The organism is Paraburkholderia aromaticivorans (assembly GCF_002278075.1).
GTDB lineage: Bacteria > Pseudomonadota > Gammaproteobacteria > Burkholderiales > Burkholderiaceae > Paraburkholderia > Paraburkholderia aromaticivorans.
This window is the reverse complement of record NZ_CP022989.1, coordinates 3,544,586-3,559,835: the sequence shown is the minus strand read 5'-3', so window position 1 is coordinate 3,559,835 and position 15,250 is coordinate 3,544,586. Positions and strand designations below refer to the sequence as shown.

The window sequence follows — 15,250 nt, the reverse complement described above, 5'->3', positions numbered from 1 at the left end:
GTACATGTTGGAGTCCCTCGCTGCGTTGATGGTGGAAAGCTGGGCGGGTGAATCTGCCACGGGAGAGGGGCAAAAACACAAGGACGAAAAAAAGCCGCTCGTTGGTAACGAGCGGCTTTTTTCTTATGCGGTGCAGATGCTGCCGCTAACGCGGCTCTAGCAGCCCAAAGTCTTAGCTGCCACCACCACGGCGCATCATGTCGAAGAACTCGGAGTTGCTCTTCGTCTGGCGGATCTTGTCGAGCAGGAATTCCATCGACTCGACTTCGTCCATGTCGTGAATGAACTTGCGCAGCACCCAGATCTTTTGCAGCACTTCGGGCTTGATCAGCAGTTCTTCGCGGCGCGTGCCGGACTTATTCAGGTTGATCGACGGATAGACGCGCTTTTCAGCGAGGCGGCGCTCGAGGTGCACTTCCATGTTGCCGGTGCCCTTGAATTCTTCGTAGATCACGTCGTCCATGCGGCTGCCGGTTTCGATCAGCGCCGTGCCGATGATGGTCAGCGAGCCGCCTTCCTCGATATTGCGCGCGGCGCCGAAGAAGCGCTTCGGACGTTGCAGCGCGTTGGCGTCGACACCACCCGTCAGCACCTTGCCCGAGGCCGGCACGACGGTGTTGTATGCGCGCGCGAGACGCGTGATCGAGTCGAGCAGAATCACCACGTCGTTCTTCATTTCGACGAGGCGCTTGGCTTTTTCGATCACCATTTCGGCGACCTGCACGTGACGCGCAGCCGGTTCGTCGAAGGTGGAGGCGATCACTTCGCCCGCCACCGAGCGCTGCATTTCGGTCACTTCTTCCGGGCGTTCGTCGATCAGCAGCACGAACAGCACGACATCCGGATGGTTCTGCTTGATCGCGTGGGCGATGTGCTGAAGCATCACGGTCTTGCCCGACTTCGGCGAGGCGACCAGCAGGCCGCGCTGGCCTTTGCCGATCGGCGCGATCATGTCGATGATGCGGCCCGTGACGTTTTCCTCGCCACGCATTTCACGTTCGAGCAGCAGCACCTTGTTCGGGTGCAGCGGCGTCAGGTTTTCGAACATGATCTTGTGCTTCGAGGCTTCCGGCGGCTGGCCGTTGACCTTGTCCACCTTCACCAGCGCGAAATAGCGTTCGCCGTCTTTCGGCGTGCGCACCTCGCCTTCGATCGTGTCGCCCGTATGCAGGTTGAAGCGGCGGATTTGCGACGGGCTGATGTAAATGTCATCCGTGCTGGCGAGGTACGAGGTTTCCGGCGAACGCAGGAAGCCGAAGCCGTCCGGCAGCACTTCGAGCGTGCCGTCGCCGAAGATCGTGTCGCCCGTTTTGGCTCGTTTTTTTAGAATGGCGAACATCAATTCCTGCTTGCGCAGGCGGTTCGCACTTTCGATCTCGAGGCCATTGGCCATCTCGATCAATTCGGACACGTGCAGAGTCTTAAGCTCGGATAAATGCATACGGAGAACCCGCAGGAGAAGGTGCGACGAAATGAAATCTGGGAGGAGAGTGAGCGGAACCGCTCAAGGACTTACACGTCTTTTCGACGTTTTGCGGATTCTAGCATAGCACACGCCAATTTCCGCCAGTGCGACGGTATGGCATCTTTCTTGTTGAGCGTGTTGCCGGCTGACAACACGCTCAACACGACGTGCCCGCGGGCCTGGTGGACCCCGGACGCGCCGATGCAGCCGCTTTTACAGGTTGCCGTCGAGGAACGCGGTGAGTTGCGACTTCGACAACGCGCCGACTTTCTGCGCGGCGACAGCGCCGTTCTTGAACAGGATCAGCGTGGGGATGCCGCGCACGCCGAACTTGACCGGCGTCGATTGATGTTCGTCGACGTTGATCTTGGCGATTTGCAGGCGATCGGCGTAATCCTTCGCGACTTCGTCGAGGATCGGCGCGATCATCTTGCACGGACCGCACCATTCAGCCCAGAAATCGAGCAGCACGGGTTTATCGGATTTCACGACGTCCTGTTCGAACGATGCGTCGCTAATATGCTTGATTTGTTCGCTCATTGTATGAATACCTCTATCGGTTCGAGGCCCGCCTGAATTGCTCGCCACGATACGTCAAAACCTAAGGAAACTTTCGTTCGCTTTGCCGCAATCGAAGCCTTCCGACATGTGCCGGAAAAGGTGAAAACCTGTTACGGAATATGTGGAAGGCTCGCTCTCGCGGGTCATCCGTACGGCAGTTTAGCTTAATTCGCTATGCGTTGCCGGGGGCGATAGTACTCATCAGGGGCAGTGGGGCCAACGGCTGCCGATGAAGTGCCACCGTGTTTCATCAACCACGACGCCATCTATCTGGTGGCTCGGCAGCCAAACTCAAGTGGCTTTGCCGGCGGCCGCCGCGAGATTGCCTGGGCGTTGGCCCGGGTTGCCTATATTGTGCGAAGGTCGCGATTCAGCGCGCCGTTGGCGCTTTGGTCGTATTAACAGTCGCACGACGGGTCAAGCGGTGATAGAATGTTTCGTGACGGGCCTCCTCGCATGGAGGTGCGGTCAACCTGGTCAGGTCGGGAACGAAGCAGCCACAGCCGTTTTCCACCAGTGCCGAGGGTCAGGCTCGTCACCTTCCTTTTTCTGTTTTTCGCTGTTTTCGCGTTTGTTCCGCGCGGGTTCTTGCGCAACGCATCCCATCTCCTGTTTTACCCTGAGTACAGCCGCATGCGGTCACGCCCATTGGTGTTCCTTCGCGCGCCTCGTCTATTTTTTTCTATCGACCCGTTAGTCAGTTTCAATGAAGTGGCGGCGCGCGTTCGCGAGCCGTCGCGAATCGGTTTTGAGCGGCATTGTTACTGATACAATTTCCGGATGACCTATCAAGTTCTCGCACGCAAATGGCGGCCGAAGGATTTCGCTTCGCTCGTCGGACAGGAGCACGTGGTGCGCGCGCTCACGCACGCGCTCGACGGCGGCCGTCTGCACCATGCCTATCTGTTTACCGGCACACGCGGCGTCGGCAAGACCACGCTGTCGCGCATCTTCGCCAAGGCGCTGAATTGCGAAACCGGCGTGACTTCCACGCCGTGCGGCGTGTGCCGCGCGTGCCGCGAGATCGACGAAGGGCGCTTTGTCGATTATGTGGAAATGGATGCGGCGAGTAATCGCGGTGTCGACGAAATGGCGGCGCTGCTGGAGCGCGCCGTGTATGCGCCGGTGGATGCGCGCTTCAAGGTCTACATGATCGACGAAGTGCACATGCTGACCAACCACGCCTTCAATGCGATGCTGAAGACGCTGGAAGAGCCGCCCGCGCACGTCAAATTCATTCTCGCCACGACGGATCCGCAAAAGATTCCGGTCACGGTGCTGTCGCGCTGTCTGCAATTCAATCTGAAGCAGATGCCCGCCGGTCATATCGTTTCGCATCTCGAGCACATTCTCGGCGAAGAACAGGTGCCGTACGACGCCCAGGCGCTACGCCTGCTCGCGCGCGCGGCCGACGGCTCGATGCGCGACGCGCTCTCGCTGACCGATCAGGCGATTGCCTATTCGGCCAATCAGGTCAATGAAGAAGCGGTGCGTGGCATGCTCGGCGCGCTCGACCAGAGCTACCTGATCCGCCTGCTCGATGCCCTCGCTGACGGTGACGGCGCCGCGGTGCTGTCGGTGGCCGACGAGATGGCGTTGCGCAGCCTGTCGTTTTCCACGGCGCTGCAGGATCTGGCGAGTCTGCTGCATCGGATCGCGTGGGCGCAGTTCGCGCCTTCGTCGGTGCTGGACGAGTGGCCCGAGGCGGGTGATCTGCGCCGCTTTGCTGAAGCGCTGAGCGCCGAGCAGGTGCAACTGTTTTATCAGATCGCCACGATCGGTCGAAGCGAACTGGGTCTCGCGCCGGATGAATACGCCGGCTTCACCATGACGCTGCTGCGCATGCTGGCGTTCGAACCGGCGCCTACGGGCGGTGGCGGTGGCGCCGTCGGTGCCCGAGCGCCGGGCCCGGCCGGGGCGGGTGGGACGAGACGCACCGGCGCGCCGGCCGTCGCCGCGCAACAGGGCGCGGCGGGTTCGCCGGCAATCGCGGCTTCGAGCGCTGCCGTGCCGGGGCTTTCGCGCGAGGCGCATGGGAGCGCTGCCGAGCCGGCTCGTGAGACACGGGCTCGCGACGCTGCGCCGTCCGACAAGAGCGCCGCGGTTGGTGCATCGGTCGAATCCGCTCCGCGTGGTGCGGCGCAAGCCAACGGCACGGTTGAAGGGCAGTCTGCGGTTGATGGCGTAGAGGGCATTCAGGTTGCGTCGGTGAACCCTGTTCGAGGCGCGGCGATAGAGCAATCGGCGGTCGTGGAACCGGCAGTCAGCGCCGGGTCGGCACCGGTTGTCGACGAATCGAAGTCGGCACCGACGTCGGCGGCGGCTGCTCCCGCAGCCGCGTTGGCGCCGTGGGACGACGCACCTGCCGCCCCGCACCCGAACGAGGTCTCCCTAGCCGCTGCACTGAACAGTCCGGCGTCGAACGAAGGCTCCGAAACCGCCAATTTCAGCGGCGCATCTAATGAAACCACCACAGCCGCTGGCCTCAACGATCCCGCTTCGGACGAAGGCAGTGCAACCGCGGCTTCTAATGATGAAGCGCCCGCGTCTTCGCTGAGCGCACCGGCAGCCGCCGCGCTTGCGCGCACGGAGCAAGCCGCTGCTGCGGCGGCGTCGCAAGAGCCACCGCCGGCAATCGATCCCGCGCCTCGTCGCGCGGGCGGCGCGAGCGCCGCTCTCGACGTCCTGCGCAGCGCCGGTCTGAAAGTGTCCTCGGACCGTGGCCGTGCCACCGCGGCAGCTGCCGCGAAGCCGGCCGCGCCGGCCGCGCCGAAACCGGCCGCCCCGCGCGTCGTCGTTGCCGTGCCGACACCGGGCGCACCGCGCCGTGCGCCGCAGCAGGACACCGCGCCAGCTACGCCAGCGGCGCGCGCGTCAGCGTCTTCGTCGCCGGCACCGCGCAACGGCGCGGAGCAGAACGGCTCGTCGGCGCCGCCGTGGGACGACATGCCGCCGCCCGACGAATACATGCCGCTCACGGCCGCCGACGAAGGCTATTACGGCCTGCCGGACGACGGCTACATGCCCGTGTTCGACAGTGGCCCGGACGATGTCCGCGTGAGTGCGGCGTCCACGCCGGCGCCGGTGGTCGATCAACGTCCGCTGCCGCCCGCCGTGCCGCTCGATCCGCTGGGCTTCAAGGGCGACTGGCCGGCGCTCGCCGTCGACCTGCCGCTCAAGGGCATTTCGTATCAGCTCGCGTTCAACAGCGAACTGATGGCGCTCGAAGGCAACACGCTCAAGCTGAACGTGCCGGTGCCGCAGTACGCGGAAGCCTCGCAGGTCGCTAAACTGAAAGCCGCGCTCGCTGAGCGGCTCGGTCAGACGGTCGACGTGCTGGTCGAAGTCGGTCCGGCGCGCCGCACGGCCGCCGCGCACGATGCCGCCCTGCGCGCGCAGCGCCAGCAGGAGGCGGAGCGCGAGATCGGCGCCGATCCGTTCGTGCAGTCGTTGATCCGCGAGTTCGGCGCGAGCATCGTGCCCGGCTCGATCCGCCCGATCACGCCGGACGCCGGTTCGAACGGCGCGCCGTCGGTCCACTGATTCGCCGCGCGAGAAGCCCTAACGCGCCCGATTTCCGAATTTCACGCTATCAAGAAGGAGCATGTCCATGATGAAAGGCCAACTCGCCGGGCTGATGAAGCAAGCCCAGCAGATGCAGGAAAACATGAAGAAGATGCAGGAGCAACTCGCGCTGATCGAAGTCGAGGGGCAGTCGGGCGCCGGTCTCGTGAAGGTGACGATGACCTGCAAGAACGACGTGCGCCGCGTGTCGATCGACCCGAGCCTGCTCGCCGACGACAAGGACATGCTGGAAGACCTCGTCGCCGCTGCGTTCAACGACGCCGTGCGCAAGGCTGAAGCCACCGCCCAGGAAAAGATGGGCGGCATGACCTCGGGCCTGCCGTTGCCGCCGGGCTTCAAGCTGCCGTTCTAAAGCCCGCTGCCGCAACGCGTGGTTCGCGCCGCGGCTTCTGCTGGCACGGCTGCTGTCGCCGCCGCTGCCGTTGGCACGGTCAACGCCACGGTCAGCGGCACCACGGAGCGCGCGGCCCGTGCCGGCTGTCAGCGTTGCGTTCGCTGCGCGCGTTCCGGTTTACCCCGCCTGGCCATGGCTCACTGGCGCTGCGCATCGCGCGCATCTGCCCGGGCCGTCGCCGGAACGACGGAAACCGATCGAATCAACCGTATCGCCACCCGTAGAGCCGGGCACTACCCACTTCGACGCCGAACCCCATGAAACAACCTTCCGCCTTGTCGGCGCTCGTCGAAGCGCTGCGCGCGCTGCCCGGTGTGGGACCGAAGTCCGCGCAACGCATGGCGTACCACCTGATGCAGCACGACCGCGACGGCGCCGAAAAACTCGGCCGCTCGCTGCTCTTCGCCACTGAGCATCTGCAGCACTGCGAGAAGTGCAACACCTTCACCGAAGCGCAGATCTGCGAGGTCTGCCTCGACGAGGAGCGCGATCCCACGTTGCTGTGCGTCGTCGAAACACCGGCCGACCAGATCATGCTCGAGCAGACCATGACCTATCGCGGCCTATATTTCGTCTTGATGGGGCGCCTGAGTCCGCTCGACGGTATCGGCCCGAAGGAAATTCATTTCGACCGGCTGGTCAGGCGAGCGTCGGACGGCGTCGTCAAGGAAGTCGTGCTCGCCACCAATTTCACCAACGAAGGCGAGGCGACCGCGCATTACCTCGGGCAGACGCTCAAGGCGCGCGGCCTCGCCGTCACGCGCCTCGCGCGCGGCGTGCCGGTGGGCGGCGAACTCGAGTATGTCGACGCCGGCACGATCGCCCGCGCCATGCTCGACCGCCGCTCGATGTAGCGCACCGCGCCCGCCGCCGCGCGGCGCGCGTCAGGACCAGAACAAAGGAGACACATGAGCGCCACCCCCGAATCAGGCGCGAGCGCCGCGCCTGAAGATAAAACCGGCCCGCTCGCCGGCGTCAAGGTACTGGAACTCGGCACGCTGATCGCCGGTCCGTTCGCCGCGCGCTTTCTCGGCGAGTTTGGCGCCGACGTCATCAAGATCGAGGATCCCAAAGGCGGCGACCCGCTGCGCAAATGGCGCAAGCTCTATCCGGAAGTCGGCGGCACATCGCTCTGGTGGGCCGTGCAGGCACGCAACAAGAAATCCGTCACGATCAATCTGAAGACCGAAGAGGGCAAGGAGATCGTGCGGCGCCTCGCGAAAGAAGCGGATATCGTCGTCGAAAATTTCCGGCCGGGTTTGCTGGAAAAGCTCGGCCTCGGCTATGACGTGCTGTCCGCGGAAAACCCCGGACTCGTCATGGTGCGCCTGTCCGGCTACGGTCAGACCGGGCCGTATCGCGACCGGCCGGGCTTCGGCGCGATCGCCGAATCGATGGGCGGCTTGCGGCATATCACCGGCTATCCGGATCTGCCGCCGCCGCGCATCGGCATTTCGATCGGCGATTCCATTGCCGCGCTGCACGGCGTGATCGGCGCGCTGATGGCGCTGCATCACAAGCAGGTGAACGGCGGCAAGGGGCAGGTAGTCGACGTCGCGCTGTACGAGGCCGTCTTCAACATGATGGAAAGCGTGGTGCCCGAATACGGCGTGTACGGCATGGTGCGCGAGCGCACCGGCGCGTCGCTGCCGGGCATCGTGCCGTCCAATACGTATCCGTGCCGCGACGGCAGCATCGTGATCGGCGGCAATAGCGATCCGATCTTCAAGCGCCTGATGGTGGCGATCGAGCGCGAGGATCTCGCTAACGACCCGGCGCTCGCGCACAACGACGGCCGCGTGCCGCGCACCCAGGAAATCGACGGCGCGATCGCCGCGTGGCTCGCCACGCGCACCATCGACGAAGCGCTGGCCGTGCTGAATGCGGCCGACGTGCCGGTGGGCCGCATCTACAGCGTGGCGGACATGTTCACCGATCCGCAGTTCATGGCGCGCCAGATGATCCAGCGTTTCAAGTGGCAGGACGGCCGGGAGATCACGCTGCCGTCGGTCACGCCGAAGCTCTCGGCCACGCCGGGCGAGACGCGCTGGCTGGGCCCGGAACTGGGTGAACATACCGATGAAGTCCTTCAATCACTAGGTTATGATGCAGACCACATTGCAAGGTTGCACGCGCAACAAATAGTGTGAGCGTGCACGCCGCGGCAAAACAGAAAAGCCGCTAAAAAGGCGGACAACAAAAGTTTGGAGACTCGAGACCATGCAACGCAGAAGCTTTCTCGCCGGCACCGCCGCACTCGCGGGCGCCACGCTCGCCGCCACGCCGCTCGCGTTCGCGCAGGGCAAACCTGAAACCACCAGGGTGGCGATCGCGGTCGGCGGCAAGAACCTGTTCTACTACTTGCCGCTCACCATCGCGGAGCGCCGCAACTACTTCAAGGACGAAGGGCTCGAGGTCGAGATTTCCGACTTCGCCGGCGGCTCGCAGGCGCTGAAGGCGGCGGTTGGCGGCAGCGCGGACGTGGTGTCGGGCGCATTCGAGCACACCTTGCTGCTGCAGGCGCAAAAGCAGATGTTCCGCGAATTCGTGCTGCAGGGACGCGCGCCGCAGATCGTGCTCGCGGTCTCGAAGAAGACCATGCCGAACTACAAGTCGATTGCCGATCTGAAGGGCAAGAAAATCGGCGTCACCGCGCCGGGTTCGTCGACCTCGATCATGGCGAGCTTCGTGCTGGCGAAAGCCGGCCTGAGCGCGAAAGACGTCGCGTTCATCGGCGTGGGCGCGGGCGCCGGCGCCATCGCCGCGTTGCAGTCCGGGCAGATCGACGCCATCGCCAATCTCGACCCGGTGATGACCAAGCTCGAACGCACCGGCGAGATTCGCGTCGTGTCGGACACGCGTACGCTTGCCGATACGCGCAGCGTCTTCGGCGGCGACATGCCGGCGGGCTGCCTGTACGCGTCACAAAGCTTCATCACGAAGAATCCCAATACCACGCAGGCGCTGACCAACGCGATGGTGCGCGCGCTCAAGTGGCTGCAGACGGCGACCGGCAGCGAATTGATCAACACGGTGCCGGAAGGCTATCTGCTCGGCGACCGGGCGGTGTACCTGGACGCGTGGCAGCACGTGAAAGAAGCCATGTCGCCCGACGGCCTGATGCCGGCGGACGGCCCTGCGACCTCGCTGAAGACGTTGCAGGCATTCGACCCGAACGTGCAGGGCAAGCCGATCGATCTGTCGAAGACGTGGACCAACGACTTCGTCAAGAAAGCGCTGAGCACCGTCAAGGCCTGAGCCGGGCCTGGGCGCGCTGGCCGCGAGGCGATGCGCGCCGTGTCGGCCACGACGCCCGCATGCCATGACGCGATCACCAACCGAATCCGATCTTCGAAGCGAGCTGAACGATGACAGTTGCCGCACTGGCGCTCGAAAACATCACCTGCACGTTCGCTGCACGCGATAACCGCGCGCAACGTTACACGGCGGTGAAAGACACCACCTTGCGCATCGCGCCGGGCGAGTTCGTCTCGGTGGTCGGCCCGACTGGCTGCGGTAAATCCACGCTGCTCAATGTCGGCGCGGGTCTGCTGGGGCCGTCGTCGGGAACCGTCAGCGTATTCGGCGAGCCGCTCCTCGGCATCAACCGGCGCGCCGGCTACATGTTCCAGGCCGACGCGCTGATGCCGTGGCGTTCGGCCATCGACAACGTCCTGGCGGGCCTCGCTTTCCATGGGGTGCCGCCCGCCGAAGCACGCGTCAAAGCCGACGAGTGGCTCAAGCGCGTCGGCCTCGGCGGCTTCGGCGACCGTTATCCGCATCAGTTATCGGGCGGCATGCGCAAGCGCGTCGCGATGGCGCAGACGCTGATTCTCGATCCGGACATCATCCTGATGGACGAGCCGTTTTCCGCGCTCGATATCCAGACACGCCAGTTGATGGAAAACGAGTTGCTCGACCTGTGGGCCGCCAAACGCAAAGCCGTGTTGTTCATCACGCACGATCTCGACGAAGCGATCGCGATGTCCGACCGCGTGGTGGTGCTGTCCGCCGGGCCCGGCACCCATCCGATCGGCGAATTCACGATCGATCTGCCGCGGCCGCGCGATGTTGCCGAAATCCGCTCGCATCCGCGCTTTGTCGAATTGCATGCGCAGATCTGGAGCGTCCTGCGCGATGAGGTGCTCAAAGGCTATCAACAGCAACTCACTGCTGTTTGAGTCGCTGGCGTTCAAGCGCGTCACTTCATTGCGTTACGTATCGGCGTCGTGAGTTGGCGTCCATCAATCGTCCAAGGCAAATCGAGTCATGTGGAAGACGTTGCGCCCGAACCGGGCGAATCTGGTGATCTGGCAATGGCTGCTGCTCGTGCTGTGCTTCGTGCTCTGGTACGTGCTGACCAGTCCGACGCTGCTGCCGGCGTTCTATTTCGACGACCCGAACAAGGCGGCGTTTTTCTTCGGCGAGCCGCAGAAAGTGCTGCAGCGAATCTGGGAATGGTTCACGGGCGGCGAGATCTATCTGCACCTGTGGATCACGCTGGTCGAAACCGTGCTCGCATTTACGCTCGGCACCGCGCTCGGGCTCGGCGTGGGCCTGTGGCTCGCGCTGTCGCCGCTCGCGAGCGCGCTGTTCGATCCGTACATCAAAGCCGCCAATTCGATGCCGCGCGTGATTCTCGCGCCGATCTTCGGTGTGTGGTTCGGGCTGGGTATCTGGTCGAAGGTGGCGCTCGGCGTCACGCTGGTGTTCTTTATCGTGTTCTTCAACGTCTATCAGGGCGTGAAGGAAGTCAGTCCGGTCGTGCTCGCCAACGCGCGCATGCTCGGCGCGAACCGCAAGCAGTTGCTGCGCTTCGTCTACTTGCCGAGCGCGATGAGCTGGGTGTTTTCCAGCCTGCATACGTCGGTGGGGCTGGCGTTCGTCGGTTCGGTGGTGGGGGAGTATCTTGGCTCGGCGCGTGGCGTCGGCTATCTGATTCTGCAGGCCGAAGGCACCTTCGATATCAATACCGTGTTTGCGGGGATCCTGGTGCTGACCGCGTTCGCGCTGGTTCTGGATGCCATCGTCGGCATGGGCGAGCGGCGCTTGATGAAGTGGCAGCCCAAGACGGGCGACACGGAAAAGCTGTAGATCCGCGAGCGCGAGGTTGTTTGGCGCAAGGTGTTCACGGGAACGGCGCGCGGGCTAAAAAAACCGCGCGCCGTTTTTTCTGGCCGCCAGAGCTTTGCCGGCCGGCGGAGCGAATCGGCCTGCCTGACTTTGCTCAGGCGCACGAGACGCCTCGACTAAGGCGTGACCACCACCTTCCCGATCACGCGGCGCTCAGCCATGTCGCGCAGCGCACGCCCCGTGTCTTCGAGCGAGTAGCGCGCCGACACATACGGCTTGAGCTTGCCTTCGGCGATCCACCGCGTCATCTGCTCGAACGCCGCGTGATTGCGTTGCGGTTCGCGCTTCGCAAAGTCGCCCCAGAATACGCCGACCAGACTTGCGCCTTTGAGCAGCGTCAGGTTGAGCGGCAGCTTGGGAATCTCGCCGTTTGCAAACCCCACCACCAGATAACGGCCACGCCAGCCGATGCTGCGAAACGCCGGCTCCGCATACACGCCGCCGACGGGATCGTAGATCACGTCCGGGCCTTTTCCGTCGGTAAGCGCCTTGATCCGCTCGCGCAGGTCCTCGGCGCTGTAGTTGATGGTGGCGTCCGCGCCGTGCTTGATGCAGGTCGCGAGTTTCGCGTCGCTCGATGCCGCCGCGATCACGCGCGCGCCGAGCGCCTTGCCGATCTCGACCGCCGCGAGTCCGACGCCGCCGGCCGCGCCTAGCACCAGCATCGTCTCGCCGGCCTGCAAGGCGCCGCGATCGACCACCGCGTGATGCGAGGTGCCGTACGCCAAGGTAAAGGCCGCGGCCAGTTCGAACTCGACGCCGTCCGCCAACGGCACGCAGGCCGAGGCCGGCGCCAGCGCCTGCTCCGCGAAGCCGCCGTGGCCAGTGAAGGCGACCACCCTCGCGCCGGGCTGGAACTGCGTGACGTCGGCGCCGACCGCGCGCACCACGCCCGCGACTTCCGAGCCGGGCGTGAAGGGCAGGGGCGGTTTGAACTGGTATTTGTTCTCGATGATCAGCACGTCGGGAAAGTTGACGGCCGCGGCTTTGACGTCGATCACGACGTGACCTGGCGGCGGCACGAGGTCCGGCAGGTTTTCGACGACCAGGCTCTCGGGCGGCCCATATTGATTGCAGCGAATCGCGCGCATCGTGTCTCCATGTCGATCAGGGGTTCGCAAGTATTCTGAGTGTAAAACAATCAGCACGACCGTGCGTTTTTATCGCCGTGCCGGTGGTCGGCGGGTGATCGTCGGGTGATCGTTGCGCGGCTGGCCGGTGCCTCGCGCGAGGTGGCCGCGATCTGCGCGGGTGCGCGTCGCATCCGGCGCGCGCATGGCCTGCCGTGTCGTTCGCTCGTCTTCTTTCCTCGGTTACAATCGCCGGATGCGAATCCTACTCAGCAATGACGACGGTTATCTGGCGCCCGGCCTTGCTGCGCTTTACGAAGCGCTCAAGCCGATCGCGGACGTCACCGTGATGGCACCCGAACAGAATTGCAGCGGCGCGTCGAATTCCTTGACACTCTCGCGGCCGCTCTCGGTGCTGCGCTCGGCCAATGGTTTCTATTACGTGAACGGCACGCCCACCGACTCGGTGCACATCGCGCTGACGGGCATGCTCGACCATACGCCGGACCTCGTGGTCTCGGGCATCAACAACGGTCAGAACATGGGCGAAGACACGCTCTATTCGGGGACCGTCGCTGCCGCCACCGAGGGCATCATGTTCGGTGTGCCGGCCATCGCGTTCTCGCTGGTCGACAAGGACTGGGTGCATCTCGAAGACGCCGTGCGTGTCGCCGTCGAAATCGTCGCACATTATCTCGAGCAGCCGTTGCCCGGGCACCCGCTTCTGAACGTCAACATTCCGAATCTGCCCTACGATCAACTCGGCGACTGGCAGATCACGCGTCTCGGCAAGCGGCATCCGTCGCAGCCGGTGATCCGCCAAACCAATCCGCGCGGCGAACCGATCTACTGGATCGGCCCCGCGGGCAGCGCGCGCGACGCGAGCGAAGGCACCGACTTCCACGCGGTCGCCAACGGCCACGTGTCGATCACGCCGTTGCAACTCGACCTGACCCACACGCAAATGCTGCCCGCAGCGCGCGACTGGGTGCGCGCCGGTAGCGGCGCTTCATGACTAACGAGCGCGCCAAGCGCTTTCCGCTCGGCCTCGAAGACCTGGTGCGCGAACCGCGCCGGCCCGAAGGGCGCCCGGGCGAAATACGGGCGGCGGCACTGGCCGCGAGCGCGGCGCTGAACGCGCGTCAGCAGCCGGCGAAGAACGCAGCGCCCGGATCCACGGGTAAGTCCCAATCCAGGCAGGCGAAGACGCAAACGGCGGTGCAGGTGAAGCCGCAAGCCCGGCCATCGGCGGCGACTCCCCCCAAGCCGCTGGCCGCGCCTTCGGCCAAAGCGCCGGTGAACGCGCCGACAAAAACGCCGATGAAAGCGCCGATGAAAGCCCCGGCCAAGGTCGCCGTGTCGAATGCGATCGCGCGGCCCGCCCCGCAGCCGGCGGCGCCGGCCAAGCCCGCGGCCCGCACGAGCGAGCGCGGCGCCACGCCGAACGTGGCGTTAAACGGCGCATTGGCGCTGACTTCGGAACGGGTTCGCGAACGGATGGTCGAACGCCTGCGTGCGAACGGCGTGACCGATCAGCGCGTGTTGAACGCGATGTCGGTGGTGCCGCGCCACATGTTCGTCGACCCGGGCCTCGCGGCTCAGGCCTACGAAGATGCGGCATTGCCGATCGGCCATCACCAGACGATCTCCAAGCCCTCGGTCGTTGCCCGGATGATCGAACTGGCCGCCGCCGGCCGCGCGCTGAACAACGTGCTGGAAATCGGCACCGGCTGCGGCTATCAGGCGGCCGTGCTGAGCCAGGTCGCGCGCGAGGTTTACTCGATCGAACGCATCAAGCCGCTGTCGGAGCGCGCGAAGACAAACCTGCGTCCGCTGCGCATTCCGAACATCCGCCTGCATTACGGCGACGGCCGCCTCGGCCTGCCGTCGGCGGCGCCGTTCGACGCGATCGTGATTGCCGCGGCCGGGCTCGACGTGCCACAAGCCTTGCTTGAACAACTCGCGATCGGCGGCCGTCTGGTCGCGCCGGTCGGCTCGCAGGACGGCCAGAACCAGGTGCTGACGCTGGTCGAGCGCCTCGGACCCGCGCAGTGGCGCGAGTCGCGGCTTGATCGCGTTTTCTTTGTACCCTTAAAATCCGGAGTGATTTGACACCGATGAGTATGTTGCGCGCGATGCAAAGAACCAGACTGAATGCCCCTATGACCGTAACCCAGCGCAGCGTGTGCGTGCTCGCCTTGTCCCTGTTGATGACGGCCTGTGCATCCCGGCTCGACCAGGCGCCGGTCGTCGACCGCTCCGGCGGCGGCACGCTCAGCACGCAAGCTGCCCAGCCGGCCGTGCCGCTCGGGCCGCCGCCGCCCGGCTACTATCGTGTCAAGCCGGGCGACACGCTGTACCGGATCGCGCTGGAGAACGGCCAGAACTACCGCGACATCTCAGCGTGGAACAATCTGACCAACCCGAATCAGATCGAAGTCGACCAGTTGCTGCGTGTCGTGCCGCCAGGCGCGAACACCGCGGCGCTCACGCCGGGCGTCTCGACCGCGCCGATCGGCGGCGGCGCTGCGGTGCAAAGCGCGCCGCTCGGCAGCACGTCGCCGGCCGCGGGTGTCGCGGCGCCGCCGCTGTACGGTTCGGCCGCGAACAACGCGGCGTCGGCACCGTCCGCCAACCCGGGCGCGGCAAGCGACTCGACCGCCGGCGCGGCCGGCAACGTGGCCTTCACATGGCCGGTGCGCGGGCCGCTGCTCGGCACCTTCAACGACTCGACCAACAAGGGCGTGAATATCGGCGGCGCCGCGGGTGACGCGGTGAAGGCGTCGGCGGACGGCCGCGTGGTTTATGCCGGAAATGGGCTGCGTGGTTACGGCAATCTCATTATCATCAAGCATGATGCAACTTATCTCACCGCGTATGCACACAACCGCGCTTTGATGGTAAAAGAGGGGGACGCGGTGACGAAGGGGCAGAAGATCGCTGAGATGGGTAACAGCGATTCCGACCGCGTGATGTTGCATTTCGAAGTTCGCCGGCAGGGTAAACCTGTCGACCCACTGAAGTATTTGCCGCCGCAATAAG

Annotated in this window: 14 protein-coding genes and 1 other RNA gene; 12 read left to right on the top strand and 3 right to left on the bottom strand. The window is 64.7% G+C overall.

All coding sequences use genetic code 11. From position 1 onward, the window contains the following. Positions 1 to 4: 4 nt before the first annotated feature. On the top strand, positions 5 to 160 hold the full coding sequence (locus CJU94_RS40895; protein WP_157763756.1) for a hypothetical protein: 156 nt from the start codon (positions 5 to 7) through the stop codon (positions 158 to 160). Positions 161 to 172: 12 nt separating this feature from the next. Here CJU94_RS40895 and rho read toward each other — a convergent pair whose 3' ends face one another. Beyond that, positions 173 to 1,441 (bottom strand): transcription termination factor Rho, encoded by a 1,269-nt coding sequence (gene rho / locus CJU94_RS16045; RefSeq protein WP_006048863.1) that lies wholly within the window; start codon positions 1,439 to 1,441, stop codon positions 173 to 175. 237 nt (positions 1,442 to 1,678) lie between these two features. Then, positions 1,679 to 2,005: a thioredoxin TrxA gene (trxA, locus tag CJU94_RS16040; RefSeq protein WP_006048864.1), complete on the bottom strand. Its 327-nt coding sequence runs from the start codon at positions 2,003 to 2,005 to the stop codon at positions 1,679 to 1,681. 462 nt (positions 2,006 to 2,467) lie between these two features. On the opposite strand from trxA, the gene ffs reads away from it, so the two are divergent. The 8 genes from ffs (at position 2,468) to CJU94_RS16000 (ending at position 11,099) form a co-directional block, all read left to right on the top strand. Next, an RNA gene (gene ffs / locus CJU94_RS16035) (signal recognition particle sRNA small type) lies at positions 2,468 to 2,566 on the top strand. A gap of 240 nt (positions 2,567 to 2,806) precedes the next feature. Next, positions 2,807 to 5,569, top strand: a complete 2,763-nt coding sequence (locus CJU94_RS16030; protein WP_095419529.1) for a DNA polymerase III subunit gamma/tau — start codon at positions 2,807 to 2,809, stop codon at positions 5,567 to 5,569. Positions 5,570 to 5,636: 67 nt separating this feature from the next. Beyond that, positions 5,637 to 5,963, top strand: a complete 327-nt coding sequence (locus tag CJU94_RS16025) for a YbaB/EbfC family nucleoid-associated protein (RefSeq protein ID WP_007182071.1) — start codon at positions 5,637 to 5,639, stop codon at positions 5,961 to 5,963. Positions 5,964 to 6,262: 299 nt separating this feature from the next. Then, positions 6,263 to 6,859: a recombination mediator RecR gene (gene recR / locus CJU94_RS16020; RefSeq protein WP_011488245.1), complete on the top strand. Its 597-nt coding sequence runs from the start codon at positions 6,263 to 6,265 to the stop codon at positions 6,857 to 6,859. Between the two features lie 54 nt (positions 6,860 to 6,913). Further along, complete coding sequence (locus tag CJU94_RS16015; protein WP_095419528.1) at positions 6,914 to 8,155, top strand: CaiB/BaiF CoA transferase family protein; 1,242 nt, start codon at positions 6,914 to 6,916, stop codon at positions 8,153 to 8,155. A gap of 70 nt (positions 8,156 to 8,225) precedes the next feature. Next, positions 8,226 to 9,263: an ABC transporter substrate-binding protein gene (locus tag CJU94_RS16010; protein ID WP_095419527.1), complete on the top strand. Its 1,038-nt coding sequence runs from the start codon at positions 8,226 to 8,228 to the stop codon at positions 9,261 to 9,263. A gap of 110 nt (positions 9,264 to 9,373) precedes the next feature. Then, positions 9,374 to 10,186 carry an ABC transporter ATP-binding protein gene (locus CJU94_RS16005; RefSeq protein WP_095419526.1) on the top strand — a complete coding sequence of 271 codons (813 nt, stop codon included), beginning with the start codon at positions 9,374 to 9,376 and terminating at the stop codon, positions 10,184 to 10,186. A gap of 88 nt (positions 10,187 to 10,274) precedes the next feature. After that, a complete protein-coding gene (locus CJU94_RS16000) occupies positions 10,275 to 11,099 on the top strand; it encodes an ABC transporter permease (RefSeq protein WP_091794499.1) in 825 nt (274 codons plus the stop codon). Positions 11,100 to 11,254: 155 nt separating this feature from the next. On the opposite strand, the gene CJU94_RS15995 is transcribed toward CJU94_RS16000, so the two are convergent. After that, a complete protein-coding gene (locus CJU94_RS15995) occupies positions 11,255 to 12,229 on the bottom strand; it encodes an NADPH:quinone oxidoreductase family protein (RefSeq protein ID WP_095419525.1) in 975 nt (324 codons plus the stop codon). Between the two features lie 235 nt (positions 12,230 to 12,464). On the opposite strand from CJU94_RS15995, the gene surE reads away from it, so the two are divergent. The 3 genes from surE to CJU94_RS15980 are packed head-to-tail and all read left to right on the top strand — an operon-like array spanning position 12,465 to position 15,249. After that, positions 12,465 to 13,223 (top strand): 5'/3'-nucleotidase SurE, encoded by a 759-nt coding sequence (gene surE, locus CJU94_RS15990; protein ID WP_095420393.1) that lies wholly within the window; start codon positions 12,465 to 12,467, stop codon positions 13,221 to 13,223. Then, the gene (locus tag CJU94_RS15985) at positions 13,220 to 14,320 is read left to right on the top strand and encodes a protein-L-isoaspartate(D-aspartate) O-methyltransferase (protein WP_095419524.1); all 1,101 of its coding nucleotides are present in this window, start codon (positions 13,220 to 13,222) and stop codon (positions 14,318 to 14,320) included. The genes surE and CJU94_RS15985 overlap by 4 nt, the downstream gene beginning before the upstream one ends. A 5-nt stretch (positions 14,321 to 14,325) precedes the next feature. Next, on the top strand, positions 14,326 to 15,249 hold the full coding sequence (locus tag CJU94_RS15980) for a peptidoglycan DD-metalloendopeptidase family protein (protein WP_095419523.1): 924 nt from the start codon (positions 14,326 to 14,328) through the stop codon (positions 15,247 to 15,249). Position 15,250 lies beyond the last annotated feature (1 nt).